This window comes from Winogradskyella aquimaris, from assembly GCF_042676105.1.
Classification (GTDB): Bacteria; Bacteroidota; Bacteroidia; order Flavobacteriales; family Flavobacteriaceae; genus Winogradskyella; species Winogradskyella aquimaris.
This window is the reverse complement of the sequence record NZ_JBHTJQ010000016.1, coordinates 657,684-684,160: the sequence shown is the minus strand read 5'-3', so window position 1 is coordinate 684,160 and position 26,477 is coordinate 657,684. Positions and strand designations below refer to the sequence as shown.

General features: G+C 35.7%; 21 protein-coding genes. 13 read left to right on the top strand and 8 right to left on the bottom strand.

Annotated features, from left to right (window positions below):
• Positions 1 to 7 precede the first annotated feature (7 nt).
• Positions 8 to 2,773: a 2-oxoglutarate dehydrogenase E1 component gene (locus tag ACFQ1K_RS13055; RefSeq protein ID WP_320554314.1), complete on the bottom strand. Its 2,766-nt coding sequence runs from the start codon at positions 2,771 to 2,773 to the stop codon at positions 8 to 10.
• 114 nt (positions 2,774 to 2,887) lie between these two features.
• Here ACFQ1K_RS13055 and ACFQ1K_RS13050 point away from each other — a divergent pair, with 114 nt between their 5' ends.
• A complete protein-coding gene (locus tag ACFQ1K_RS13050) occupies positions 2,888 to 3,433 on the top strand; it encodes an alpha-ketoglutarate decarboxylase (protein ID WP_320554315.1) in 546 nt (181 codons plus the stop codon).
• Here ACFQ1K_RS13050 and ACFQ1K_RS13045 read toward each other — a convergent pair.
• The gene (locus ACFQ1K_RS13045) at positions 3,430 to 3,780 is read right to left on the bottom strand and encodes a hypothetical protein (protein ID WP_320554316.1); all 351 of its coding nucleotides are present in this window, start codon (positions 3,778 to 3,780) and stop codon (positions 3,430 to 3,432) included. The genes ACFQ1K_RS13050 and ACFQ1K_RS13045 overlap by 4 nt on opposite strands.
• Positions 3,780 to 4,754, bottom strand: coding sequence for a polyprenyl synthetase family protein (locus ACFQ1K_RS13040; protein WP_320554317.1), 975 nt, complete (start codon positions 4,752 to 4,754; stop codon positions 3,780 to 3,782). The genes ACFQ1K_RS13045 and ACFQ1K_RS13040 overlap by 1 nt, the downstream gene beginning before the upstream one ends.
• 120 nt (positions 4,755 to 4,874) lie before the next feature.
• On the opposite strand from ACFQ1K_RS13040, the gene ACFQ1K_RS13035 reads away from it, so the two are divergent.
• From ACFQ1K_RS13035 to ACFQ1K_RS13000, 8 genes are all read left to right on the top strand, one after another.
• The gene (locus ACFQ1K_RS13035; RefSeq protein ID WP_320554318.1) at positions 4,875 to 5,486 is read left to right on the top strand and encodes a TetR/AcrR family transcriptional regulator; all 612 of its coding nucleotides are present in this window, start codon (positions 4,875 to 4,877) and stop codon (positions 5,484 to 5,486) included.
• A gap of 3 nt (positions 5,487 to 5,489) precedes the next feature.
• Complete coding sequence (locus ACFQ1K_RS13030; protein ID WP_320554319.1) at positions 5,490 to 6,836, top strand: TolC family protein; 1,347 nt, start codon at positions 5,490 to 5,492, stop codon at positions 6,834 to 6,836.
• A 13-nt stretch (positions 6,837 to 6,849) separates the two neighbouring features.
• A complete protein-coding gene (locus ACFQ1K_RS13025) occupies positions 6,850 to 8,028 on the top strand; it encodes an efflux RND transporter periplasmic adaptor subunit (RefSeq protein WP_320554320.1) in 1,179 nt (392 codons plus the stop codon).
• Between the two features lie 11 nt (positions 8,029 to 8,039).
• Positions 8,040 to 11,585 carry an efflux RND transporter permease subunit gene (locus tag ACFQ1K_RS13020; protein ID WP_320554597.1) on the top strand — a complete coding sequence of 1,182 codons (3,546 nt, stop codon included), beginning with the start codon at positions 8,040 to 8,042 and terminating at the stop codon, positions 11,583 to 11,585.
• Between the two features lie 127 nt (positions 11,586 to 11,712).
• Positions 11,713 to 13,467 carry an aspartate--tRNA ligase gene (aspS, locus tag ACFQ1K_RS13015; protein ID WP_320554321.1) on the top strand — a complete coding sequence of 585 codons (1,755 nt, stop codon included), beginning with the start codon at positions 11,713 to 11,715 and terminating at the stop codon, positions 13,465 to 13,467.
• 45 nt (positions 13,468 to 13,512) lie between these two features.
• Entirely contained in the window at positions 13,513 to 15,294 is a 1,782-nt protein-coding gene (locus ACFQ1K_RS13010; protein ID WP_320554322.1) for a chloride channel protein, read from the top strand.
• A gap of 10 nt (positions 15,295 to 15,304) precedes the next feature.
• Complete coding sequence (locus tag ACFQ1K_RS13005) at positions 15,305 to 15,550, top strand: hypothetical protein (protein WP_320554323.1); 246 nt, start codon at positions 15,305 to 15,307, stop codon at positions 15,548 to 15,550.
• Positions 15,551 to 15,649: 99 nt separating this feature from the next.
• Positions 15,650 to 15,841 carry a cold-shock protein gene (locus tag ACFQ1K_RS13000; RefSeq protein ID WP_138432774.1) on the top strand — a complete coding sequence of 64 codons (192 nt, stop codon included), beginning with the start codon at positions 15,650 to 15,652 and terminating at the stop codon, positions 15,839 to 15,841.
• 53 nt (positions 15,842 to 15,894) lie between these two features.
• Here the strand turns inward: ACFQ1K_RS13000 and ACFQ1K_RS12995 are convergent, their stop codons facing one another.
• The gene (locus ACFQ1K_RS12995) at positions 15,895 to 16,347 is read right to left on the bottom strand and encodes a protease complex subunit PrcB family protein (protein WP_320554324.1); all 453 of its coding nucleotides are present in this window, start codon (positions 16,345 to 16,347) and stop codon (positions 15,895 to 15,897) included.
• Between the two features lie 12 nt (positions 16,348 to 16,359).
• Complete coding sequence (locus ACFQ1K_RS12990; RefSeq protein ID WP_320554325.1) at positions 16,360 to 16,809, bottom strand: nucleoside deaminase; 450 nt, start codon at positions 16,807 to 16,809, stop codon at positions 16,360 to 16,362.
• A 40-nt stretch (positions 16,810 to 16,849) separates the two neighbouring features.
• Here ACFQ1K_RS12990 and ACFQ1K_RS12985 point away from each other — a divergent pair, with 40 nt between their 5' ends.
• Positions 16,850 to 18,619 carry a 1-deoxy-D-xylulose-5-phosphate synthase gene (locus tag ACFQ1K_RS12985; RefSeq protein WP_320554326.1) on the top strand — a complete coding sequence of 590 codons (1,770 nt, stop codon included), beginning with the start codon at positions 16,850 to 16,852 and terminating at the stop codon, positions 18,617 to 18,619.
• On the opposite strand, the gene ACFQ1K_RS12980 is transcribed toward ACFQ1K_RS12985, so the two are convergent.
• Positions 18,593 to 18,763 carry a hypothetical protein gene (locus tag ACFQ1K_RS12980; protein WP_320554327.1) on the bottom strand — a complete coding sequence of 57 codons (171 nt, stop codon included), beginning with the start codon at positions 18,761 to 18,763 and terminating at the stop codon, positions 18,593 to 18,595. The genes ACFQ1K_RS12985 and ACFQ1K_RS12980 overlap by 27 nt on opposite strands.
• 82 nt (positions 18,764 to 18,845) lie before the next feature.
• The gene (locus tag ACFQ1K_RS12975; protein ID WP_320554328.1) at positions 18,846 to 20,186 is read right to left on the bottom strand and encodes a deoxyguanosinetriphosphate triphosphohydrolase; all 1,341 of its coding nucleotides are present in this window, start codon (positions 20,184 to 20,186) and stop codon (positions 18,846 to 18,848) included.
• A gap of 225 nt (positions 20,187 to 20,411) precedes the next feature.
• On the opposite strand from ACFQ1K_RS12975, the gene ACFQ1K_RS12970 reads away from it, so the two are divergent.
• Positions 20,412 to 23,231 (top strand): TonB-dependent receptor, encoded by a 2,820-nt coding sequence (locus ACFQ1K_RS12970; protein WP_320554329.1) that lies wholly within the window; start codon positions 20,412 to 20,414, stop codon positions 23,229 to 23,231.
• 28 nt (positions 23,232 to 23,259) lie between these two features.
• Positions 23,260 to 24,432 carry a multidrug transporter gene (locus ACFQ1K_RS12965; RefSeq protein ID WP_320554330.1) on the top strand — a complete coding sequence of 391 codons (1,173 nt, stop codon included), beginning with the start codon at positions 23,260 to 23,262 and terminating at the stop codon, positions 24,430 to 24,432.
• Between the two features lie 92 nt (positions 24,433 to 24,524).
• On the opposite strand, the gene ACFQ1K_RS12960 is transcribed toward ACFQ1K_RS12965, so the two are convergent.
• The gene (locus ACFQ1K_RS12960; RefSeq protein WP_320554331.1) at positions 24,525 to 24,887 is read right to left on the bottom strand and encodes a toxin-antitoxin system YwqK family antitoxin; all 363 of its coding nucleotides are present in this window, start codon (positions 24,885 to 24,887) and stop codon (positions 24,525 to 24,527) included.
• Between the two features lie 378 nt (positions 24,888 to 25,265).
• Between ACFQ1K_RS12960 and ACFQ1K_RS12955 the strand changes: the two genes are divergently transcribed.
• On the top strand, positions 25,266 to 26,471 hold the full coding sequence (locus ACFQ1K_RS12955; protein ID WP_320554332.1) for a porin: 1,206 nt from the start codon (positions 25,266 to 25,268) through the stop codon (positions 26,469 to 26,471).
• Positions 26,472 to 26,477 lie beyond the last annotated feature (6 nt).

Genomic DNA, 26,477 nt, shown 5'->3' with positions numbered 1-26,477 from the left:
TGGTTTTCTAATTATTTCTTATTTGGTTATTCTTGGTTTTATCAAAAACATAATCTATAACTTCTTGATGTCTTATTTTAGAACGTACAGAACTACCTGCTGCAGGTGCCCCATAAGGTCTTCTACTTGCTGCTCTCCATGTTCTTGCTTCTTCTAAATGCATAAGCATATGACCATAAGCACCCATGTTTCTAGGTTCTTCTTGTGCCCAAACGATGTCTTCTGCGTTCTTATATTTTTTTATTACCGCTTTTATATCATCTATTGGTAATGGAAATAATTGCTCTATCCTTACCAATGCAATATCTTCTCTTCCTGATTTTTCTTGTTCCTCTAAAAGGTCGTAATAAAATTTACCTGTTACAAACACCAAGGTTTTAACCTTTTTTGCTTTGGCGCTTGCATCATCTATTACCATTTGAAAACTTCCATTTGCAAATTCTTCTACAGTAGAAACCACCTTAGGGTGACGCAATAAACTCTTTGGTGTAAAGACCACTAAAGGTTTTCTGTAATTAGCCTTCATTTGTTTACGCAACAAGTGAAACATATTAGCTGGTGTTGTGCAGTCTGCAACAAACATATTGTCTTTTGCACACAATTGTAGGTAGCGCTCCATACGACCAGATGAGTGTTCTGCACCTTGACCTTCATAACCGTGAGGTAATAACATGACCAGTCCGTTTGAAGTTTTCCATTTATCCTCTCCAGAGGAAATGTATTGATCTATCATTATTTGTGCGCCATTGCTAAAGTCCCCAAACTGTGCTTCCCAAATGGTCAAAGTATTAGGACTTGCCATTGCATAACCATAATCAAATCCTACGACACCATATTCTGATAATAAGGAATTATAAATATTGAATTGCCCTTGATCTTTTGAAACATTATTCAATAAAATAATTTCTTCCTCACTGTCTTCAACCTTAACCACAGCATGTCTGTGAGAGAACGTACCCCGCTCTACATCTTGACCAGAAATTCTAACATTAAAGCCTTCAGCCAATAACGTCCCGTAAGCTAAGTGCTCTGCCATTGCCCAATCGAGCCTATTTTCGTCAAACATGGTTTGACGCGATTCTACCAAGCGCTGAATTTTTCTTATGAACTTCTTATCTGATGGTAGATTCGAAATCACTTTAGTAACATCTTCAAGAACTTTTTTAGAAACCTTAGTATCTACAGGTTGCATCATTGCAACTTCTGTAACTCTATCTAAACCCTTCCATTCTTCTTGCATGAAAGCAGTAATCTCGGTCTTATCTTCTTTTCGAGAGTCTTCTAGTTTTTCTTCTAATGATTCTTTATACTTCGCTTCTATATGCTTTACATAACCTTCGTCAATTACCCCTTCAGCAATTAACTGCTCAGCATAAATATCTCTTGGGTTTTTATGCTTGGCAATCGCTTTATATAGTAATGGCTGTGTAAACTTAGGCTCATCACCTTCATTATGACCGTACTTTCTATATCCCAATAAATCAATAAAGACATCTCTTTTAAACTTCATTCTAAAGTGCAATGCAAATAGCGCGGCGTGCACTACTGACTCAGCATCATCTGCATTAACATGCAGTACTGGTGATAAAGTTACCTTACCAACGTCTGTACAATAAGTACTAGAACGACCATCTAAATAGTTTGTAGTGAAACCTATTTGATTATTTACTACAATATGAATGGTTCCATTTGTCTTATATCCATCGAGTTGTGCCATTTGCACAACTTCATAAACTAATCCTTGACCAGCAATAGCAGCATCACCATGAACAACAATGGGTAGTACCTCAGAAGGATCTTTAATCTCATCTCTATCTTGCTTTGCTCTAGCTATTCCTTGTACAACTGCACCAACCGTTTCAAGGTGAGATGGGTTAGGAGCAATATTCAGGTTGATTTTTTTATTGTTATAGGTCTCACGATTACTCGTCCAACCTAAATGGTATTTTACATCTCCGTCAAATACTTTCTCCTCATAATCCTTACCGTCAAATTCACTGAAGATATCTTTAGCGGATTTGCCAAAGATATTTGTAAGTGTACTTAAACGACCACGATGCGCCATACCCATAACAAACTCTTTCACTCCCTCATCAGCAGCCTTTTCAATAATCGCATCTACCGCAGGAATTAAAGATTCATTACCTTCTAATGAAAAACGTTTTTGACCAACATACTTGGTATGCAAAAATGATTCAAAGGCTACTGCCTGATTCAATTTTTTAAGAATGTATTTCTTCTCATCATTGGTAAACTTACCATGATTATCATTAACATTTAGTTTGTTTTGAATCCATTGAATTTCATTCGGATTCCTAATGTACATGTACTCTACACCAATAGAATCGCAGTAAATACGCTCTAAATGGTCTACAATAGATTTTAGTGTTGCAGATTTAAGACCTATAATTTCCCCGGCTGAAAAAACAGTGTTTAAGTCGCTTTTAGACAGCCCAAAATTCTCAATTTCTAAAGTAGGCGCATACTTTCTTCTGGCTCTTACAGGGTTTGTTTTGGTAAACAAGTGTCCTCTATTTCTGTAACCATCAATAAGCTTTACAACCTGAAATTCTTTTTCGAGTTGCTCTGGTATCTGTGTTGAAACACCTTCTACTATTTCACCATCCAATCCATAATGTTCTGATCCGAAATCATACCCTTGAAAAAAGGCACGCCAACTTGGTTCTATAGCATCTGGATTCTTAAGGTATTGGTCGTATAAATCAGCAAAATATGCTGTATGCGCTGCATTGAGAAAGGAATATTTGTCCATTATTTTTACGAGACGTTGTCGTTTCAACAAAATTTTTCCAAAAATACAATTTTTAGTAGATAAACTATCCGTTTTATTATATTTATAACAAATTAGAACTTAAGAATTATTGTGATGGTAAAACTTAGTCGTAACAATATCGGAAAGTGCATTTTAAGTGGTATTTTTGCCTGTTTTTTTATGCTTTTTTTAAATGGACAGCGATTAGCAGATACTAGTGGTGGCTTTTGGCAAAATGTACAGTTTGGAGGTGGAGTTGGTTTAAATTTTGGTGATGGCTTTTTTAGTGGTGCCATAGCACCAAATGCATTATATAATTTTAATCCATATGTCGCTACTGGTGTTGGACTCAATTTTCAGTACAGCTCTCAACGCGATGTCTTTAAATCTACCGTTGTTGGTGGAAGTGTCATTGGTTTGTTTAATCCTTACCAAGAATTGCAGCTTTCTACTGAGTTTGAACAACTATATGTAAATAGAGATTTTGATGAACAGTTTGTTGCTAATGTAGATGATAATTACTGGTATCCTGCGCTTTTTTTAGGTGCTGGTTACCGAAGTCGAAACATTACGTTTGGTATAAGGTATGACATTCTTTATGATGAAGATCGAAGTATACAAAACCAAGCTTGGATGCCCTTTGTGAGGTTTTGGTTTTAGATAAAATTAGACTTATACCAAACCTTTTGCCACTCCCTTTGTAAGATTAAAAACGTAACATCTTCTGAAAGTCTAACCATATTACTTGAGTCAAGTGATTTAATTTTCTGTTCTGAAACATCAATTTGATAGAGTAGATTTAAATAATCTGAGAATTTGTGCCTTATAAGATTAAAAACCGTTTCTTGTAAAATTAGCTTTAGGCTAGTTGGCAATGTATCCGCATCAAATTCTAAATCTATATTGGCGAAAAGTAAGTCCTTGTTAAGCTGAATGATTAGTTTCCTGTAAAGCTTTAAAGCATTAGCCTTGGCTATTAGATCTTCAAAATTTACAGGCAGCGTCATTACACACGTCTATTCATTAACTGAATACCAAATTGTTTTAGCACCTGCTTTTTACCTTCAGAAAGATTAAGCCTTTCTAAAACACCGAAAGCTTTTTCAGTATAGTCCTTAACTGCTAATTGCGTAGCCTCAGAGGCCCCTGATGTATTAAAAAGCATTTTTACTTGTTTAACCTTTTCATCTTCAGACACCAAATGATCAGTCATTAAATCTAACAAGCGCGTTTTTTGTTCATTTGTTCCTAACATTAACGTTTTAAGGTACAAATAGGTTTTTTTGTTTTCTAAAATATCACCACCAACTTGCTTGCCAAAAGTTTCAGGATTGCCAAAGGCATCTAAATAATCGTCTTGTAATTGAAAGGCAATCCCAAGGAAACGTCCAAAATCATAAATCAAATTTTGATCTTCTTCTGAAGCGCCCGCCACTATAGCTCCCATTTTCATGGCTGCACCCACCAAAACGGCCGTTTTATATTCAATCATTTTGAGATATTCGGGTATTGTAACATCATTTCTAGTCTCAAAATCAATATCATACTGTTGCCCCTCACAAACTTCTAAAGCTGTTTTACTAAACAGCTTGGCCAACGATTGAAATATTTTAGGCTCATAATCTTCAAATAGTTGATATGCCAAAATAAGCATGGCATCACCAGAAAGTATCCCTGTATTTATATCCCACTTTTCATGAACGGTTTGCTGCCCTCTTCGTAATGGAGCATCATCCATGATATCATCATGTATCAATGAAAAATTATGAAAAACCTCAACGGATAACGCCGCATTCATAGCGACTTTTGCCTCGGCACCAAAAATTTCAGCCGTCATTAAAGTTAAAACTGGTCGTAAGCGCTTCCCCCCTAATTTCAAAATGTAATTAACGGGCTCATAAAGATTTACGGGTTCTCTTTCTGTTGCAAAATCCTCTAAATAGTTGATAAAGGATTTCTGATAGACTTCTATGTTTTGCATAAAACAAAAATAAGGCTTTCAACAAATTTAAAGCTATGGTTAACAATGTTAAATTATTATTAAAACTACGGAAACTATTTTTGTTTTTAAAGTTTCCATGTGTACTTTTGCACTTCAATTATGAGAGAAAAAATTATACATAAGGCTTCAGAACTCTTCCTTTCACTTGGCTTTAAGAGTGTAACAATGGATGATATTGCAAATGAATTGGGTATTTCCAAAAAGACCATTTATGTGCATTTCCCTAACAAGACTAAATTGGTAGAAGCGACCACTTTACATGTATTTGAGACAGTTTCTTGTGGTATAGATCACATTTGTGGTCTACAAAAAAATCCTATCGAAGAAATTTTTGAAATTAAAAGGTTTGTTATGGACCATCTAAAAGATGAAAAATCATCACCGCAGTACCAATTACAAAAATATTATCCGCGCATTTTTTCGACTCTAAAGGCAAAACAATTTGAAGTAATGCAAGGGTGCGTTGTAGAAAACCTTAATAGAGGTATTGCGATGGGACTGTACAGGGAAAACCTTGATATAAATTTTATTTCTAGGATTTACTTCAATTGTATGGTTATTTTAAAAGACCAAGAATTATTTCCCCTAAAGAATTTTTCCATGAATAATTTAATGGAAAACTATTTAGAATATCACTTAAGAGGTATCTGTACATCCAAGGGTATCGCTCATTTAAGTCAATATTTAAAAATCAATCAAAAACCCATATAACACATGAAAAAATCAATTATCATTTTATCATGTTTAATCATTTCATGCTTAGGATATTCACAAGAACAACCTACAACTTTCTCCCTACAAGAGGCAATAGATTATGCATTGGAAAATAATAGGCAAGCTAAGAATGCAAAACGCGATATCGAGGCTGCCAAAAAGCAAAAATGGGAAACTACAGCGACTGGCTTACCGCAACTTGATGCCTCTGTTAACTATCAAAACTTTTTAAAGCAACAGGTATCATTAGTTCCTGCAGAATTTTTTGGTGGTGAACCCGGTGAATTTGCCGAGGTTATTTTTGGAACTGAACAAAATGTTAATGCCACAGCTACCTTAAGTCAATTAATCTTTGATGGTTCTTATCTAGTAGGTCTTCAATCCGCTAAAGTATTTCTGGAAATTTCTAAAAACGCTAAGGATAAAACCGACTTAGAAGTGAGAAAAGGGGTAATCAATGCTTATGGAAATGTTCTTCTTGCGGAAGAAAGCGTCTTTATTTACGAAAAAAATATCAATGTCCTTCAAAAAAATCTCGATGAAACCACAAAGATTTATGAGAATGGCCTAGAAGAAGAAGAAAGTGTTGAACAATTGCAAATCACATTATCCAACCTTCAAAGCAGTCTTAATAATGCCAAAAGACTTAAAGGTATTGCTTACCAGATGTTCAATATTACTCTTGGCATAGATTACAAAACCAATGTGACCTTGACCGAGACCCTTGAGGATTTAGCAGAAAAAAATATATCCTTAGAAATGTTAAATCAAGACAGTGATATCACATCAACCGTTGATTATAAAATCGCTGAAAACGATAAGCGTTCTAAAGAGCTTTTGCTAAAGCTTGAAAAGACTAAAGCCCTACCTCAGTTAAGTGCATACCTTAACGGTGGTTATTTAGGATTCAGTAATGAATTTACGTTTTTAGACCGCGAGCAAGATTGGGCAGGTTTTTCATCGTTTGGCTTTAACCTCAACTTACCAATATTCAGTTCTGGTGGCAGAAGCGCCGCAACACAGCGTGCAAAAATCAATCTAGAGAAATCAAAAGATGAACTTACCGAGACCGAACAACGTTTAAAGTTACAGATAGAAACTGCAAAGAGCAATTATAAATTTGCCACAGAAGATTATTACAACAAAAAACAAAATCTTGCTTTAGCCGAACGTATTGAACGTAAAAATCAAACGAAATTTTTTGAAGGAATTGGTTCTAGTTTTGAACTGCGCCAAGCACAAACACAACTCTATACAGCTCAGCAAGAGCTACTCCAAACCATGCTTGATGTTATAAACACTAAGGCAGAACTTGAAACCATTACCAACCAAATCACCAACTTTTAAAATCAATTGAAAAATGAAAAATATTTATAGTTTACTATTAATCTCGCTATTCGTTGCATGTACAAACGGCAAGGAACAAAGTGTAGAAGAGCTTATTGCATCAGACGATGCTGTAGCCATACAGAAAAAGAAAGATGAACTCGTAAATCAACAACAAGCATTAGCAGTACAGATAAAACAACTAGACAATAAACTTCAAAGCATAAGTCCAGACAGAAATGTGCCGTTAATCACAACATTTTTAGCACAACCCAAAGAATTTAAACACTACTTGGAATTACAAGGAAGTGTTGAGACCAAACAGAATATTGTCATCACACCTGAAACCGGTGGAATCATCACAAATATCTATGTTAAGGAAGGGCAAAACGTCATAAAAGGACAACTCCTAGCATCAATAGATGATGGTGGTTTAAGCCAGCAAAAGGCCCAGTTAGAAATTCAGGCAGATTTAGCCAAAACAACTTTTGAGCGTCAAAAACGACTTTGGGATCAAAAAATTGGAAGTGAAATCCAATATCTACAAGCAAAATCGCAGTACGAAGGTCTGCAAAAAAGTATTGCTCAAATTAATCAACAACTCAGCAAAAATAGTGTGAGAGCTCCCTTTTCCGGAATCATAGATGATGTTATTACAGAGCAAGGTAATGTTGCTGCACCAGGCCAAACACCTCTAATGCGTTTGGTAAATCTCAGTGATATGTATATTAAAACCGATGTGCCCGAAAGTTACATCACCAGTATTAATAAAGGTAAGGAAGTTGAAATCGATTTTCCTGTTTTAGGCAAAAGTATTACCTCCAAAATAAGACAAACTGGTAATTTCATTAATCCAGCCAATAGGACTTTTGATGTAGAAATTGCAGTTCCTAATAAAGACAGAAGCATAAAACCAAACCTCACAGCACGCCTCAAAATTAATGATTATGTTAATGAAAACGCTATTCTTATTCCGCAGAGTATCATTTCTGAGAATGCCGAAGGACAACAATACGTTTATATACTTACAGAGAAAAATGGAGATATTGCTACTGCCAAGCGTGTTATAATAAAAACTGGTAGAACCCAACAAGACAATATTGAAGTACTCGCTGGACTCGAGGAAAACGCTGAAATTATCAAGGAGGGAGCTCGTAGTGTAAAAGATGGGCAAACCGTAAAAATTCTAGAGTCCGAAAATTCTAACGCCTAAACTACCAAATGATGACCGATAATAAAGAAAAAAGAAAAAAGAAAGTCGATAAAGAATTTGGCCTCTCCTCTTGGGCGATAAACAATAAAACCACTATGTATGTGGCTATTGCATTAATTCTTTTCCTTGGAGCTTCAGCTTACTTTAGTATGCCTAGGGAAAGTTTTCCTGAGATAAGAGAAACTAAAATTTATATAAGTTCACTATTTCCGGGAAATACGGCAGAGGATATTGAAAAGCTAATCACTGATCCACTAGAAGATAAGCTCAAGAATGTTAGCAACGTAGTTGAAATTACCTCAACATCTCAAGAAGACTACTCCATGATTATTGTTGAGTTTGACGAGGATATTTCAGTAGATGCGGCAAAACAAAAGGTAAAAGATGAAATTGATTCGGAAACATCAGGAGAAGACTGGCCAACATTCAATGGAGCCAAGGTAGAGCCAAACGTATTTGAGCTAAGTCTATCTGAAGAAATGCCAATCCTTAATATTAATATTTCTGGCGATTATACGGTAGAACGCCTGAAAGAATTTGGTGAATACTTAGAGGACGAAATAGAAGACCTTGATGAAATAAAGCAAGTAGATATTAGAGGTGCACAAGAAAAAGAAGTAGAGGTAGCCGTAGACGTGTACAAAATGATGGCATCAAAAGTTAATTTTCAAGATGTCACTGGTGCGATAAGTAATGGTAACATGACCATGTCTGCAGGAAATCTCATTACTAGTGGGCAACGACGTACTATACGCATCATTGGTGAAATTGATGACCCACAAGAGTTAGAAAATTTTGTTGTAAAGTCTGAAAATAACAACCCAATTTACCTAAAGGATATTGCTCAGATTACCTTTAAACCTAAAGATAAAACAACATACGCTAGAGAATACAACCCAGAAAGTGGCTATGGTGAGGCTGTAGTAATGCTCGACGTTAAAAAGCGTTCTGGAAAAAACATGGTCGCCGCAGCTGAAAAGATTGAAAAGATTGTTGCAGATGCGAAGGCTAATGTACTACCTACCAATCTAAGGGTAACCATTACCAATGACCAATCCTCAAAAACCATAGGTCAAGTCGATGACTTAGTAAACAACATCATTTTTGGTATTTTCTTAGTAGTTACCGTATTAATGTTCTTTTTAGGATTTAAAAATGCCTTGTTTGTAGGTTTTGCAATCCCAATGTCCATGTTCATGTCTTTAATGATACTAAATGCATTGGGCTACACAATGAACACCATGATTCTTTTTGGTCTTATTATGGGGTTAGGGATGTTGGTAGATAATGGGATAGTAGTTGTTGAAAATGTCTACCGACTTATGGATCAAGAAGGTCTATCAAGAATCGAAGCTGCTAAAAAAGGGATTGGAGAAATCGCCTTCCCGATTATCATTTCCACAGCAACAACTGTTGCCGCATTCATTCCACTTGGTTTATGGCCAGGTCTTATGGGACAATTTATGATTTATTTTCCGATAACTCTTTCTGTAGTTTTAGGGTCATCGTTATTGGTAGCCATATTCTTTAATTCGGTTTTGGTGTCGCAATTTATGACGACCGAAGATAAGGATATGCCATTAAAAAACATTATTGCTATCTCTGGTATTCTAGGTGTAATTGGCCTATTGATTTTAATTTTTGGAGGAGCTTACAAGGGCTTAGGAGGCTTGATGATGGCTACCGCAGTAATGCTTTGGATCTATCGCCTAATCCTTAGAAAAGCGGTTAACCGATTTCAATCCAAAACATTGGTAAGATTTGAAAATTTATATGAGCGTACCTTAAACTCCGTATTCACAGGTTGGAAACCAGTTTTAATTTCAATAGGAAGTCTTATCCTCTTTTTTGTGGCAATAGGAAGTTTTGGTGCCTCAGTTGCGAGTCAAAGAACCAAAATAGAATTTTTTCCGGATAATAAACCCAACCAAATTATTGTCTATATAGAATACCCTGAAGGTACGGATATCGACAAAACAAATAAAATTACCAAGGAAATTGAGGCTAAGGTATATGATATACTGTATGATGAAGAATACATATCAGAAGGTGAAAATTTCTTAGTAGAAAGTTCGGTTTCTCAAGTTGGTGAAGGTGCCGGAAACCCTCAAACCGATGGTGGTTCTGCAGCAGAAATGCCGCATAAAGGAAAGATAACCGCCTCTATGCGGGAATACAAATTCAGAAAAGGAAAAGACAGTGAAGCATTACGTAAAAAAGTGCAAGAAGCTCTCACCGGAATCTATCCAGGTGTACTAATCTCGGTTGAAAAAGACGCTAACGGCCCACCTGTTGGTCCACCGATAAACATAGAATTAGAAGGCAGTGATTACAATGAGTTAATTGCATTGGCAGAACGTATGCGCGAGTTTATCAACACCAAAAATATTTCTGCTATAGATGAACTTAAAATCGATGTTAATAAAGACAAACCAGGTATGCAGGTTGTTGTCGATAGAGAGAAGGCTGGTGAGCTTGGTGTAAGTTCTGGTCAGGTTGGTCAGCAACTACGAAACTCTTTATTTGGGGCAAAGGCAGGCATTTATAAGGAAGATGGTGACGATTATGACATTTATGTGCGTTTTAATGAAGACTTACGCTACAATACCAATGCACTTTTCAACCAAAATATTGTGTTTAGGGATATGGCTTCTGGTCAAGTCAAAGAAATCCCTGTATCTACAGTAGCAAAGCAGCGAAATACCTCTGGATTTAGTGCCATTAAACACAAAGACACCAAACGTGTGGTTACCGTATATTCAGCGTTAGCACCAGGTTATGTAGATGCTAGTGCTGCAGTAGCCCAGATTAAAAACGAAATGAAAAATTTTGAGGGTTTATCTTCAGATATCAAAATTGATTATACAGGACAAATTGAAGAACAAAACAAAGAGCAAGCCTTCTTAATGGGTGCCTTCTTTACAGGACTGGGTTTAATTTTCTTTATACTCATCTTCCAGTTCAACTCGGTTTCTAAACCCGCTATCATCATGATTGCCATTTTCTTGAGCCTTATTGGTGTGTTTGGTGGAATAGTCATTACTGGTGATTCGTTTGTGATATTAATGACCATGATGGGAATCATATCACTCGCCGGAATCGTAGTAAACAATGGTGTGGTTTTATTAGATTATGCACAATTACTGATTGACCGAAGAAAAAATCAGTTAGACCTAGACGAATCTGAATATTTGCCTAAAAATGAATTATTAAAACAAATCATTAAAGCAGGTAAAGCACGCTTAAGACCTGTTCTTTTAACTGCTATTACAACCATACTTGGTCTAATCCCACTAGCCATAGGTCTTAACATTAATTTCTTTACGTTGTTTAGTGAATTTGATCCTAACATCTATTTTGGTGGTGATAATGTTATTTTTTGGGGACCACTTGCGTGGACTGTTATTTATGGACTGTTTATTGCAACATTTTTAACATTAATTGTTGTTCCAGTACTATTCTATCTGTCTATACAATTAAAAATGTGGTTAAAATCGAAGTTCGGTGACTCGGAAATCATTCCCGATGAATTAGTCCCTGATGAAATAGTAAGTTAGAAAAATCTATATCAAAAAGCCTTGACAATTGTTGAGGCTTTTTATTTTAATATCCTATAAGTTGATTAAATTTGCATCCGCATTCATCAAAGCCATAGCAAAGATGAACATTATTTAATTTTCACATATGTACAGAAGTCATAATTGTGGCGAATTAAGAGCCACACACAGCAATACAGAAGTTACACTCGCAGGTTGGGTACAAGGGGTTAGAGATAAAGGGTTTATGATTTATATAGATCTTAGAGATCGCTACGGCATAACTCAGCTCTATTTTGATGAAAGTCAAAGCTCAAAAGACCTAATGGTGCAAGCTCAAAAATTAGGACGTGAGTTTGTAATTCAAGTAAAAGGGAAAGTTCAGGAGCGGGCATCAAAAAACCCAAATATTCCAACAGGTGATATTGAGGTTTTGGTTTCAGAATTAGTAATTCTTAACGGCTCTAAAACTCCTCCATTTACAATAGAAGATAAAACGGATGGTGGGGACGACTTGCGTATGAAGTATCGCTATTTAGACATCCGCCGTAATCCAGTAAAAAAGAGTTTAATTTTTAGACATAAAGTAGCACAGGCTACTCGCAACTATTTGTCATCACAAGGTTTTATTGAGGTTGAAACACCATATTTAATTAAATCTACACCTGAAGGTGCTCGTGACTTCGTAGTACCTTCTCGTATGAATGAAGGCCAGTTTTATGCCTTGCCGCAATCACCGCAAACCTTTAAGCAATTACTTATGGTTGGCGGCATGGATAAATATTTTCAGATTGTAAAATGTTTTAGGGATGAAGATTTACGTGCCGATCGCCAACCGGAGTTCACACAGATTGACTGCGAAATGGCATTTGTGGAGCAAGAGGATATTTTAAACACGTTTGAAGGTTTAACGCGTCACTTACTTAAAGAAATTAATAGTGTAGACGTTGATAAATTCCCAAGAATGCTCTATGACGATGCCATGCGCCTTTATGGTAACGACAAGCCAGATATTAGATTTGGAATGCAATTTGGTGAATTAAACGAGGTTGCTCAGCACAAAGATTTCAACGTATTTAATTCGGCTGAACTAGTAGTTGGTATTGCTGTGCCAGGCGGAAACACATATACCAGAAAAGAAATAGATAAGCTTATCGATTGGGTAAAACGTCCACAGGTTGGTGCGTTAGGTATGGTGTATTGTCGTTGTAATGAAGATGGCACTTTTAAATCGTCTGTAGACAAATTCTATGACCAAGACGATTTGGCAAAATGGGCAGAAGTTACTGGAGCCAAAGCAGGTGACTTAATCTGTATACTTTCTGGAGATACCAATAAAGTAAGGGCACAGCTTAGTGCCTTGCGTATGGAGTTAGCAGAACGTTTAGGATTGCGAAAACCAAATGAATTTGCACCACTTTGGGTTATGGATTTCCCGTTATTAGAGTGGGACGAAGAGACAGAGCGTTTTCATGCCATGCATCATCCCTTTACTTCACCGAAACCAGGACAACTAGAGTTATTAGACACCAATCCAGGTGAGGTTAAGGCCAATGCTTACGATTTAGTTTTGAATGGTAATGAAATAGGTGGAGGTTCTATTCGTATACACGATAAAGCAACGCAAGCTATCATGCTGAAGCATCTAGGGTTTTCTGAAGAAGAAGCAAGAGCGCAATTCGGATTCTTAATGGATGCCTTTGAATATGGTGCACCACCACATGGTGGTATTGCCTTTGGTTTAGATAGATTAGTTGCTATTTTGGGAGGACAAGAAACCATTAGAGATTTTATTGCCTTCCCAAAAAACAATGCTGGTAGAGATGTAATGATCGACGCACCTGCACCAATCGACGACGAACAATTGCAGGAGCTCAATTTAAAATTGAATTTAAAATCATAACTATTAAATCCTGCAAAATGCAGGATTTTTTGTTAGATTTAAACTATGCCAACTAAGTCCAACTTTTTAAAACAATTGCTCATTTGGAGATACAAACATGTCTCTGAAAAAAACTTTGTCTTCTTACTTAGTCTAATTGTTGGTTTATTATCTGGTCTTATTTCTGTTTTTATTAAAAACATCACCTTTGCTATTGAGGCGATTTTTGAAAAAGGGGTTATCCTCTCCGAAAACAGTATCTATTTTATCCTACCTATTGTCGGTCTTTTTTTGGTGTATTTATTTGTAAAATACATTTCAAAACAACCCAGTGAACACGCCATTCCTTCAATACTTTTTGCATTATCCAAAAGAGATGGCATTATTAGCAAAAAGAAAATCTATTTACCCTTAATTACTGCACCATTAACTGTTGGCTTTGGTGGTTCAGTAGGATTGCTAGGACCTGCCATTGCTTCAGCATCAGCATTAAGTTCTAACCTAAGCCGCTTTTTGCATATTGATAGGAAAACGAGAAGTTTGTTAATTGCATGCGCTGCGGCAGGTGCTATTGCTTCTATATTTAAGTCACCAATTGCCGCTATCATTTTTGCAATTGAAGTGTTTAGTCTAGACCTTACTTTTGCTTCTCTATTGCCATTACTGATTGCTTCAGTTTCATCTGTAATAACTTCCTATTTTTTCTTAGGAGATAGTGTTTTATTTGATTTTAATGTTATCGATAAATTTGCTATAAAAGATACCTTATTCTATATTCTATTGGGTATCGGTACTGGAATTGCATCTATTTATTTTTCAAAAATATACTTTGGGATTACTTCAATCTTTAACCGCTTAAAATCGGCAAGACAAAAGTTAATTATTGGTGGTCTGGCCATTGGAGTTATGTTGTTTTTTATTCCTCCGTTATATGGTGAAGGTTTTGGCTTTATTAATAATCTTTTACTTGGTAATGATATAGCTGCTTTGGGCAAAACACCTTTTGACGAGTACTTAGACAATATCTGGATTATTATTGGGCTTCTTTTTGGGATTACTATTTTTAAGGCCATTGCCATGACCACTACTTTTGCAGCTGGTGGTACAGGTGGTATTATTATCCCAACATTAGTGATGGGAAGTGCCTTGGGAAATGTTGTTGCCAAGGTGATTAACAACTGTGGTCTCGGTTTTAATGTTTCAGAGGCTAACTTTACGTTAATAGGTATGGCAGGCCTTATTGCTGGCGTGCTTCATGCTCCATTAACGGCTATTTTCTTAATTGCTGAAATCACTGGAGGTTATCAACTTTTTGTACCCTTAATGATAACTGCATCCATGTCGTTCATTATTAATAAAAATGGTTTAGATCATACTATTTATACGAAAGAATTACTGGAAAAAGGAGCTCTTTTAACCCAAAATAAAGATAAAAGCGTCCTCACATTAATGAAGCTCGATGCTGTTATTGAGCAAAATTTCGTAGAGTTACACCCGGAAATGACACTTGGAGATATGCTGAAAAATGGAGTTTCGAAATCTAACCGAAACTTATTTCCTGTTACTGATTATGAACAGAACTTTATTGGAATAATTTTGTTAGACAACATTCGGTCCGTTATGTTTGACCAATCACTTTACAACTCAACAACTGTTGAAACCTTTATGCAAAAACCTCCTGAGATTATTTATTATGAAGATGATTCTATGGAAAAAGTCATGAAGAAGTTTCAACAATCTAGAGCATGGAATTTACCCGTAGTCAAAGACAACAAGTATTATGGTTTTGTTTCAAAGTCTAAACTCTTGACGGCGTATCGTAATGAATTGATTAATTTTACATCCTAGAGTTCAATCCATGAAACCTATTCATTTTATAACACTTATTGCATTTTTAGCAGCTTTGGGAAGCATTATATGCGGACTTGTTTTAGATGTTGATTATACCGAGAAGCTCATTGGCTTCGGTGTATTGGGTTTATTTCTAATCGTATTTCCTTTATTTTCTTATTATCGTTGGAAGGGTAAAGATGTTAAAGATTACATGCTCACCAAGGAAAATCTCGACAAAATGCGCGAAAACCAACGAGAAAACAAGTATTAAGTAAGTTGTTAATTTTCAATATTTTAAAATAAAACAATTTATTAACCTTAGTTATTGGTTAATATCTTACCTTTGTGCTTTAATTTTTATTTTTTTACAATGACTGGAACAGTTAAATTTTTTAATGATTCAAAAGGATTTGGATTCATTACCAACGAAGAAACAGGAAAAGATATCTTCGTACACGTATCAAACCTTAATGGCGTTGAATTACGCGAAGGGGATAACGTAGAGTACACAGAAGAAGAAGGCAGAAAAGGAATGGTTGCTGCTAACGTAAGCATTCTTTAAGCGATATACTTTATTTTAGTTTTAACGCTCAACCGTTGGTTGGGCGTTTTTTTTTATTCAAAAACTATGGGCAAATCGCTTTTCAAAATCTTCACTATATAATATGGCTGTGTCATTACCGTGGTTGCCATATCTTTTGGTGATTTGTGTACTACTACAACTAAAATTTTATCGCTTGTTTTCTGAAAATTTAATTCTACACTGTGTCCACCCGTATTCTTTACGTCATTAAAAACTGCAATCACTGTATACTTTGAAAAGTCAATATCTGTCTCTAAAAAACTATCAGACACCTTATTTACTGCATTCATTTTGCTAAGCAGACCTTCCCATGCTTCTGAGGTCGAAATAACCAAGTTTTGTTTTATTATACCTTCTGATCCAGCACCATAAAGATTACCCTTACCAATAAGAACAACATCTTCTTTAGTCATTTTTGTTTGATTTTCTGTGGATTTGCAGTTAAATGCAAATAGCAAGATTATGAGTCCTAATAGCTTACGCATCCTACGCCGTTTTTAATTAAGGTTTCGCTTTTCAATAAAAAAACGTTTCATTAATTCAGAGGCTTCATCTGCTAAGACTCCTCCAATAATTTTTGTTTTTGGATGCAGTTTTGTTCCTAAAATTTTAAAACCGCGTTGCTCATCTGAGGCTCCATAGACAATTTTAGATATTTGACTCCAATACAAAGCACCAGCACACATTTGGCATGGCTCTAAAGTTACGTATAGCGTACATTTAGTCAGATATTTTCCTCCTAGAAAATTTGCAGCAGATGTTATGGCTTGCATTTCGGCATGCGCTGTAACATCATTTAATAGCTCTGTAAGATTGTGTGTTCTCGCTATTATACGATCTTCGACAACAATAACCGCCCCAACAGGAATTTCTCCTTTTTCAAAAGCGACTTCGGCTTCTTGAAGCGCTTTTCGCATAAAATAAGTATCGTCAAATGGCTGTATCATTGTTGTAAAAATACAAATTCAAATGGTACATTTGTAGTTAATGGATAATCTACTCAAACAAATCAATATCCTTGATGACTTACGTCAACTTAAAGCTGAGGATTTACCGCAATTAGCAAAAGAGTTGCGTGAGTTCATCATCAACATTGTTGCAACTAAAGAGGGGCATTTGGGTGCCAGCTTGGGTGTTGTAGAATTAACTATCGCATTACATTACGTCTTTGACACACCTAAGGATCTATTAATTTGGGATGTTGGTCACCAAGCTTACGGACATAAAATTCTTACTGGACGAAAAAACACATTTGAAAGCAATAGGCAACTCCACGGCATCAGTGGTTTTCCTAAGCGTAGTGAAAGTGAATACGACACCTTTGGAGTTGGTCACTCTTCCACCTCAATTTCGGCGGCTTTAGGTATGGCAATTGCCTCACAGCTTAAAGGTGAGGACAAACATCATATTGCCGTAATTGGTGATGCCTCAATTGCCAGTGGTATGGCTTTTGAGGGTCTTAATCATGCTGGTGTGACCGATGCCAATTTGTTAGTGGTTTTAAATGACAATGCCATTGGTATAGATCCAAGTGTGGGTGCGTTAAAGCAATACTTAACCAACGTTAAAAAGGGTACGCAAAAGCAAGATAATATTTTTGAGGCCCTCAACTTTAATTACTCCGGACCTATAGATGGTCATGATATACCCTTATTAATTTCAGAATTAGAACGCTTAAAAACCGTTAAAGGCCCTAAGTTTTTACATGTTATAACCACTAAAGGTAAAGGTTTAAAAAAAGCTGAGGAAGACCAGGTCAAATACCATGCTCCAGGAAAATTTAATGCATTAACTGGTGAGCTAATAGCTAAATCCAATTTGAGTGAACCGCCAAAATACCAGGATGTATTTGGTGAAACGATTGTAGAACTTGCAGAAAAAAACGAAAAGATTATTGGCATTACACCAGCTATGCCAACAGGCAGTTCATTGAAGTACATGATGGAAAAATTTCCAAGTCGTGCTTTTGATGTTGGCATTGCAGAGCAACATGCCGTTACACTTGCAGCCGGTATGGCTACTCAGGGTCTAATTCCATTTTGCAACATCTATTCTACATTTTTACAACGTGCTTATGACCAGGTGATTCACGATGTTGCATTGCAAAATCTCCCAGTCATTTTTTGTCTTGACAGAGCGGGCTTAGTAGGTGAAGATGGGGCAACACATCATGGAGTTTTTGATTTGGCCTATCTCAATTGTATTCCCAATTTGGTGGTTTTTGCCCCTAGAGATGCTGTAGCATTAAGGAATATGATGTATACGGTACAATTGGGAATAGATTTTCCAATTGCCATACGATATCCGCGTGGTAGAGGTAATCTTATCAATTGGAAACAACCCTTTAAAGCCATTGAAATTGGCAAAGGTGAATGCCTAAAACAAGGAAAGGATGTAGCCATATTATCTATTGGTACTATGGCAAAAAATGTTGAAGATGCCATTACAAATTTAGGCGTGTCACATTACGATATGGCATTTGTAAAACCGCTTGACGAAGCTCTATTACACAAGATATTTAAAACATATCAAGCTGTTGTAACTATTGAAGACGGCACTATAGTTGGAGGATTTGGTTCTAACATCTTAGCATTTGCAAACTCAAATGGTTACAAACAGCACATTGAGGTGTTAGGTATTGCAGATAAATTTATTGAGCATGGCTCGATCCACCAATTACAACAACTACAACACTTGGATTCGGTATCTATAAATCACAAGATTGAGCATTTACTCACTTTCCTCAACAACAGCTAAATCTGTATTACTTTCAACGTGTTCAATCTGAACGGTATCATTTTTTACTGGTTGATCTTGAACATTAGAAATGTCGTCTAGCATTAACAGGCAAGTCAGTACTACTACAAAAATGACTAAGCCTCCGAGTATATTATTTCTCATATGTAGGTATTTTTGGGGCTAATTATGAGTTAAAGTAAATTAATATATCGGTAAAAAACAAAATTATTCGATGAAATACATGCTATAAAATATTCCCTTTCAGCTTTTTATGGAGTAACATGGCATTGGTATCTGAAAGTTTTGAAATGAACAAACACACCGAAAGCAGATTATCATACAAAGAGTCGCTAGATAAGTCAACCGTTTCGGGTAGCATATTTTTCAATAAATTGTCATAATTGGATAAAAGGCCTGTAAATGAGTTGTATGCTAATTGTCCATAAGTATTCAATAATTGATTTAGAATTTCATAGCCTGCAATTTCTTTATTAATAACTTCTTTTGAACGGTAAACTTTCTTGATACTTAAATTTATAATATCCGTTATTTGGGCTTTGTATTGACTGACGTCTAAAAGTGCCGTTTGAAAATTTCCATCCAGGATCGCTTCCTCATTCTTCATAAAAATTGATGCCGCCTCATCGATCAAAGTACTAATCGCAAGGGCTCTAAGGTAACTCACCCGATCTTCAGTAGTTTTTAGGGCATTATAATTTTTGGTTATAATTCTATCCTTGACCAATTTTATAAGATATTCCAACGCATAATCCTCTTCAATCAAGCCAAGATTTATACCATCTTCAAAATCTATAATCGTATAACAAATGTCATCCGCCGCCTCTACCAAATAAGCCAAGGGATGTCTGTTGTAGTTCAAGTCCTCTTTACTTCTTCTAATCAAACCTAAATCCGTTGCAACTTCGTTAAACATGTCCTTTTCACTTTGAAAAAAGCCATATTTTTTATCTACGATATGATTGGTTGGTTTTTTGGGTAAGGACTCTTTTGGATACTTCATAAAGGCACCAAGTGTTGCATAACTCAGCCGTAAACCTCCTTTTCTGCCAGCTCTACTCTCGGTTAATATTTTAAAGCCATTGGCATTTCCTTCAAAATCGCATAAATCCTGATACTCTTTTTCCGTTAACTCGTTTTTAAACTGAGCACCATTTCCATCCTTAAAATATGACCCAATGGCCTTTTCTCCGGAATGACCAAAAGGTGGATTGCCAATATCATGCGCCAAGGCTGCAGCAGCCACAATGGCACCAAAATCATTGATCTTATAACCGTGCACATTCTCTAAATGCGGATGCTTTTCTAAAAGTAACTTACCTACTTTTCTACCTAAAGAGCGACCAACAACGCTCACCTCCAGACTATGGGTTAGCCGGGTGTGTACAAAATCTGTTTTGGATAAGGGTACTACCTGAGTCTTATCTTGTAAACTTCTAAATTCTGAGGAAAATATAATACGGTCATAATCAACCTCAAAACCAACACGGGTTTCGTCCTGTTCTTTTCTTAGTCGTTTATTTTCGTCTCCAAAGCGTCTTAAGGATAATAATTGCTCCCAGTTCATAAGCTAAAATTAAAAATGCAAGATAACTAAATTGATAAAGAAATACTTAGAAAATACAACCACCTTTCTACACAAATCCCCATGTTAATTTATTGTTTCCTTAAGGCTAATTCACTTAATATTTAGCTAACCTTTAACTAACTTTTTGGTCACAAAACTTTAATCATTGAGTAACCTGTTACAGAGAATATGATAGTTTCTTTGCAGCAACAATTTAAATAACTGATGAAGCAATTATATTTCATTTTAACCATATTAATAACATCGTTCTCCTTTGCACAGGAAACAGGAACTATATCTGGTAAACTCACAGATAAAGAATTCAATAATGAACCTCTGCCTTTTGCCAATGTTCTTATCAAAGGCACTTCAAAAGGTACAACATCTGATATGGATGGGCTATACATATTTGAAGATATAGACGTTGGTAAATATATCTTGGTTTATAGTTTTGTGGGATATGAAACTCAAGAAATTGAGGTTGAAGTGGTAGCTAATAAAGTAACCACGGTAAACGTTGCTATGGGGGCAAGCTCAGCTAGTCTAGATGAAGTAGTCATTAAAACTACAACTCGTAAAGAAAGTGAAGCTGCATTATTGCTAGACCAGAAAAAAGCTGTTGAAATAAAACAAAGTATTGGTGCAGTTGAGTTATCACGAAAGGGCGTGGGCGATGCCGCTGCAGCCGTTTCAAAAATTTCAGGGATTTCTAAACAAGAGAGCTCGAGTGATGTATATGTGCGAGGACTTGGTGATCGCTATCAAAATACTACCATGAACGGTCTTTCACTTCCATCTACAGATGTTAACAAAAAGAATATTGATTTAGACTTATTCTCTACTGATATTATTGAAAACATATCGGTAAGTAAAGCATATACACCAAGTTTTTTTGGTGATTTCGCCGCAGGGAATGTTAATATAAATTCTAAAGAATATACTGGCAGTGGCTTTTTAGACGTCTCTCTTGGAAGTGGAGTTAATTCTAATGCTTCAGGTGAAAATTTTGTACGAAATGATGGGCCTAGTTTCTTCGGATATTATAACAGATATAACAATAACCCTTTTGCGGTTGTACTTTCACATACGGTAGACCCTCAAAATGGTGAAGACCCAATAAATATGAATGGTACCCTATCTGGTGGTTATTCATTTAATTTTGATGAGGATACAAGACTTAGTTTCTTCGCTACATTAGGATTTTCTAACAGTTTTGAATACAGGGAAGGTATTGCACGAGATTTTACTAATGTTTTAAAAGTAGATTATCCTAATGTAGAAGAATACAGCTACAGTACCAATACCACTGGAATGTTGAATTTAGATTTTAAACTAGATGAACAACATTCTTTTAAATACAGTTCTTTATTCATTAACAGTTCAAATGACGAGGTCGGTTACTATGGTACCAAAGGACTCGGTTTCAATCGTGACGATATTGCGAGTGTAGACCCTAATGGTTTAGGGTTTTTTACAATTAATGGACGATTTAATCAAGATATGATTTTCGTTAATCAATTACTTGGAACACACCGTTTTGATGAAGGTTCTTTAGTATTAACTTGGGGAAGCGGCTATAACAAAGTTTTTTCCGATGAGCCAGACCGTCGTCGTTTCTCGTTCGAAAATTATCAATTTGCCTTGGATGATGATGCCAATACAAATCCTATTTTTTATACCAATATTCCTTTCGATAACCAAAGATTCTTCCAGACCATTGAGGATAATGAGTTTAGTAGTTTCTTAAATTTAAAAAAGGATGTTTCAGAGAATTTTAAAATCAATATAGGTTACAATGGAAGACGAAAAAAACGTGTTTTCAATAGTGTCAGGTATGGCTATGAAATTATTGACAGAGACAATACACCCGTAACTGATGTTAACAATCTTAATGACATATTAAATGTTAGCAATATTAGTACTCAACCAGGTGAAGGATTGTTTAACACTGTAGTTCTTAATCCAATTAGTAACGAGATTAGGAATACGAACGTTCCTGGTCTACCTGAAAACACATACAATGGTTTACTTTCCATTTATGCAGGATATACCAATGCTGAAATAACAGTTGGTGAAAAATGGTTATTTGTACCTGGCGTACGATTAGAATATTTTGAACAAGAGATTGAATACGATGTAATAAATATCCCACCTAACGATCCTAAGTTCAGATTTGTTTCCGAAACCTTATTCTTACCGAGTTTAAATGTAAAATACGCACTTAATGATGACTCTAACTTAAGGTTTTCATTTAGTAAAACGGTTTCTGTACCAGAGTTTAAAGAAGTGGCTCCATTTATATATGAAGATGTAACTGTCAGATATGGCGGTAACCCAGACTTATTAGGTGGAGTTGATGGCAACGGACCAACTTATTCCAACATTTTTAATTTCGATTTAAAATATGAATGGTTTATGTCACCCGAAGAAATACTTTCGGTTGCTGCCTTTGCAAAGCGAATAGAAGATCCTGTAAACAGAGTTGTTGCAGCAGACGCAACAGGAACGCAGCGTTACTTTAGAACTGGAGAACAAGCAGATGTACTTGGTATTGAGTTAGAGCTTCGAAAAAACCTTGTGATGAAAGATGAAGACGATTCACTACTGAGTTTTGGATTTAATGGGTCTTACCTATTTACTGAACAAGACTTGGAAGATATTTCAGGAACATTCACTACAGCCTTTAATCGGGACACAGAAGCCTTGGAAGGTGCATCAAACTGGGTGTTCAATGCTGATCTATCTTTTAGACCAACTTTTGGAAACTATGAACCTCGATTAACCCTTGTAACTTCATATTTTTCTGATCGTATTTACTCCATTGGATCTGGTCAACTTGGAAATATTGTAGAGAAAAGTGTAACAGGCTTAAACTTTGTATGGAATAGTCCAATCAATGATAAACTTGATATCACGCTTTCTGCTTCAAATCTTCTTAATCCAAATATTTCATTTGTAAGGGAAGGGACAGGAAGTGGAGACATTGTGATCTCAGAGTTTAAAGCTGGTGTAAATATGGGTCTTACTCTTAAATATAAATTTTAACAAAACATAACATTTAAATTTTAAAACAATGAAACGCAATTTTTTAATCTTACTTTCTTTTACCTTGGCCTTTTTAGGATGTGAAAGAGATGATACTTCAGATATTACGATTAACATTACCAATAATCCATCAAACTCTGATGGCGTTATTGAACTGAGTGGTGTTTTTACTGAAGATTTAACACTGAGCAATAGTGAAGAGTACCTAATTACTGGACCAGTCCTAATGTCAGAGGGAACAACATTAACAGTACCAGCTGGTGCTGAAATTAAAGTAGCACCTGTAGGTGTAAATGCCTATATAGCTATTTTACCTGGTGCTCAAATACAGGCTGTAGGTTCTTCATCTAATCCAATTGTTTTTACATCCAATGCCGGAACACCTAGTTCAGGTGACTGGGGAGGAATTGTTTTATGTGGTAGAGCACCTATTAACTCAACAGCAGATGGATCTACCGATACTGCAACGACTGAAGTCGGCGGATTATCTTATGGTGGCAATATTCCTAATGACAATTCTGGTCGTATGGAATATGTCCGTTTAGAATACGTTGGAGGTGCTATTGATGGTAATGCAGAGCTTAACGGCTTATCGTTGTATGCTGTTGGTAATGGTACTGTTATAGATTACGTTCAGATTTACAAGGGTTCTGACGATGGTTTTGAGTTTTTTGGTGGAACTGTAAATGCTAGTCATTTAGTGGTTACTGATGCAGAAGACGATTCTATTGACTGGACTGAAGGTTATACCGGGTCTTTAACGGATGTATATATTGTTCAAAATGAAGGCATTGGACATGACAGTGGTTTTGAAATGGACGGATTCAATACGGATTTCTCTAATGAAGGCGGTTACTTTTCTGCACCAAACGTCACCAACGTCACTGTAATAGGAGATAATGATTCAGGAAGAGCTTTTAGATTGCGAGCTGGATCACGTGGTGTTTTCACTAACATTTTGGTAAGTAATTTTGGACGTGGTTTTGTAATTCAAGATGATGAACCTGGTCAGGCTACTAGCCAAGGTGTTGTAGATGGTGATACTTCAGTTACTGATATTGCCTTTTCAAATGTTGAGTCGCCAGTTGTACTTAGTGATTTAGAGAATATGATTACCGAAGCAGAACTTATTTTTGGAAGTGCTGATAACGCTACCGGAACCGATTTTGCAACTTGGGGCTCTAACTGGACAGCAAACTAAACTGTTAGATATTTTTCAATCTACTTAACTTATATTAATAAAAAAGCATCCTAAGTTTAGGATGCTTTTTTATTTAAATTACTTTCCTTTTTTTAATTATTGGATGCTAACTTAGAATCTGTACTTGTCCATTCGTTAACGTTAGCGACAATATTGTTATTGTAGTCCACTTCCTTTAATGAATTGCCACTCCAATAAAACCATTTCCCTACTTTTTTTCCATTATCATATTTAGCAGAAATGCTTTTTTTACCTTTATCATCAAAAGTTAGCCATTCACCATGTAACTTTCCATCTAAATTGTAAAAACCTGTCTGACTCACTTCTCCATTCTCGTGATAATAGGTAACCTCAATTAAATTAGTGTCTTTATTAAGTTTTAAGTCTCTCTCTTGTTGTGCAAAAGCAAATAAACTGAAAAAATAAGCAAACAATATCAATATCTTTTTATTCATAATTCTGGGGTTTCAAAATTGCTTCAATATCAAATATACTGTTTTCTTAATGTTTAAACAACATTTTCTTAACATTAAATTTACATTAAAAGTGTAGTCAATTGTTTTACAGCGCTTTAAATAGCATACTTAAAAACTTTTGGTTAATAATTACTTAATGTTAAGATTACACATAAATCAAATGACCGCTATACATTTACGTCGTCTTATTAAGACAATTTAGATTCATATGATCTACTAGTTTTTGTCGACTAATTATCATGAATTCTAATAACTGCCTTTGGCCAAGGCAGTTTTTTTTTAAAGATAACTTAACAATTAGGAAACATAGACCGCCTTATAATTTAGGTTCTTTACACTCGACAAAAACTAAGACATATGACAAGCCTAAAACTATCCGCAGCAGCGATTGTTACTTTATTGTTTTTTTCATTAAAAGCTCAAGAAATCAGTGATACCTCCTTTGGAAAGGGTTTAATTAATTTTGTTGCAAAAGATAGCTCCTTCAGTATAAAATTTGCGCCTCGATTTCAAGTTCGTTCCATTTCATCGTGGGATCATGATGGAAATTTATACCAAAGTCCAGAACATAATTTTATTGTTCGAAGAGCACGGTTAAAATTTGATGGATTCGCTTACAGTCCAAATTTGATATATAAAATAGAGCTGGGCTTATCAAATAGAGATATTTCTGGTGCTAATCAATTCAACAGAAATACCCCACGTTACATATTAGATGCTGTTCTTAAGTGGAAATTTGCAAAAAACTGGGAACTCTGGGCAGGACAAACTAAACTTCCGGGAAATGTGGAACGTGTTGTCTCCTCAGGAAATATGCAGTTAATAGATCGCTCGTTATTAAATAGTAGATTTAATATAGACCGGGATTTGGGCATTCAACTTCGACACAAAACCAAAATTGGAAAGAATTTATTAATAAGAGAAAAATTATCGGTTTCTCAAGGAGAGGGTCGAAATGTAACAGAAGGAAATGAAGGTGGTCTACAATATACGGCAAGACTAGAGTTTTTACCTTTTGGAACATTCAAATCTAAAGGAGATTATAGTCAGTCTGACCTCAAGCGTGAAGAAAAACCAAAGTTAATGGTTGGTCTCACTTACAATTACAATCAAGATGCCGTAAGGGTTCGAGGTTTCGCTGGTGATTATATGTTACGTTCTGATGGATCTCTTTATGAAACAGACCAGACAACAATATTTGCGGATGCCATGTTTAAATACAAGGGATTTTCATTTATGGGTGAATATGCTAAGAGAACAGCAGAAAACGAAGTGGCAACAGACATTGACGGAACACCAACAGGTGATATTGTTCTAACTGGAAATGCTCTGAACCTACAAGCAGGTTATTTGTTCAAGAATAATTATGAAATTGCAATGCGGTACACCCAAACTAATTTTGAAGGTATCACCAACAGGCTTCCGGAGCGCCAATACACGATTGGATTTAATAAGTTTATTGTTGGTCACAAATTAAAGCTACAGTCGGATATAAGTTACACAACCATTGACAATAATGAGGATAACATTACACTTAGATTAGGTTTTGACTTTCATTTTTAAATTGTA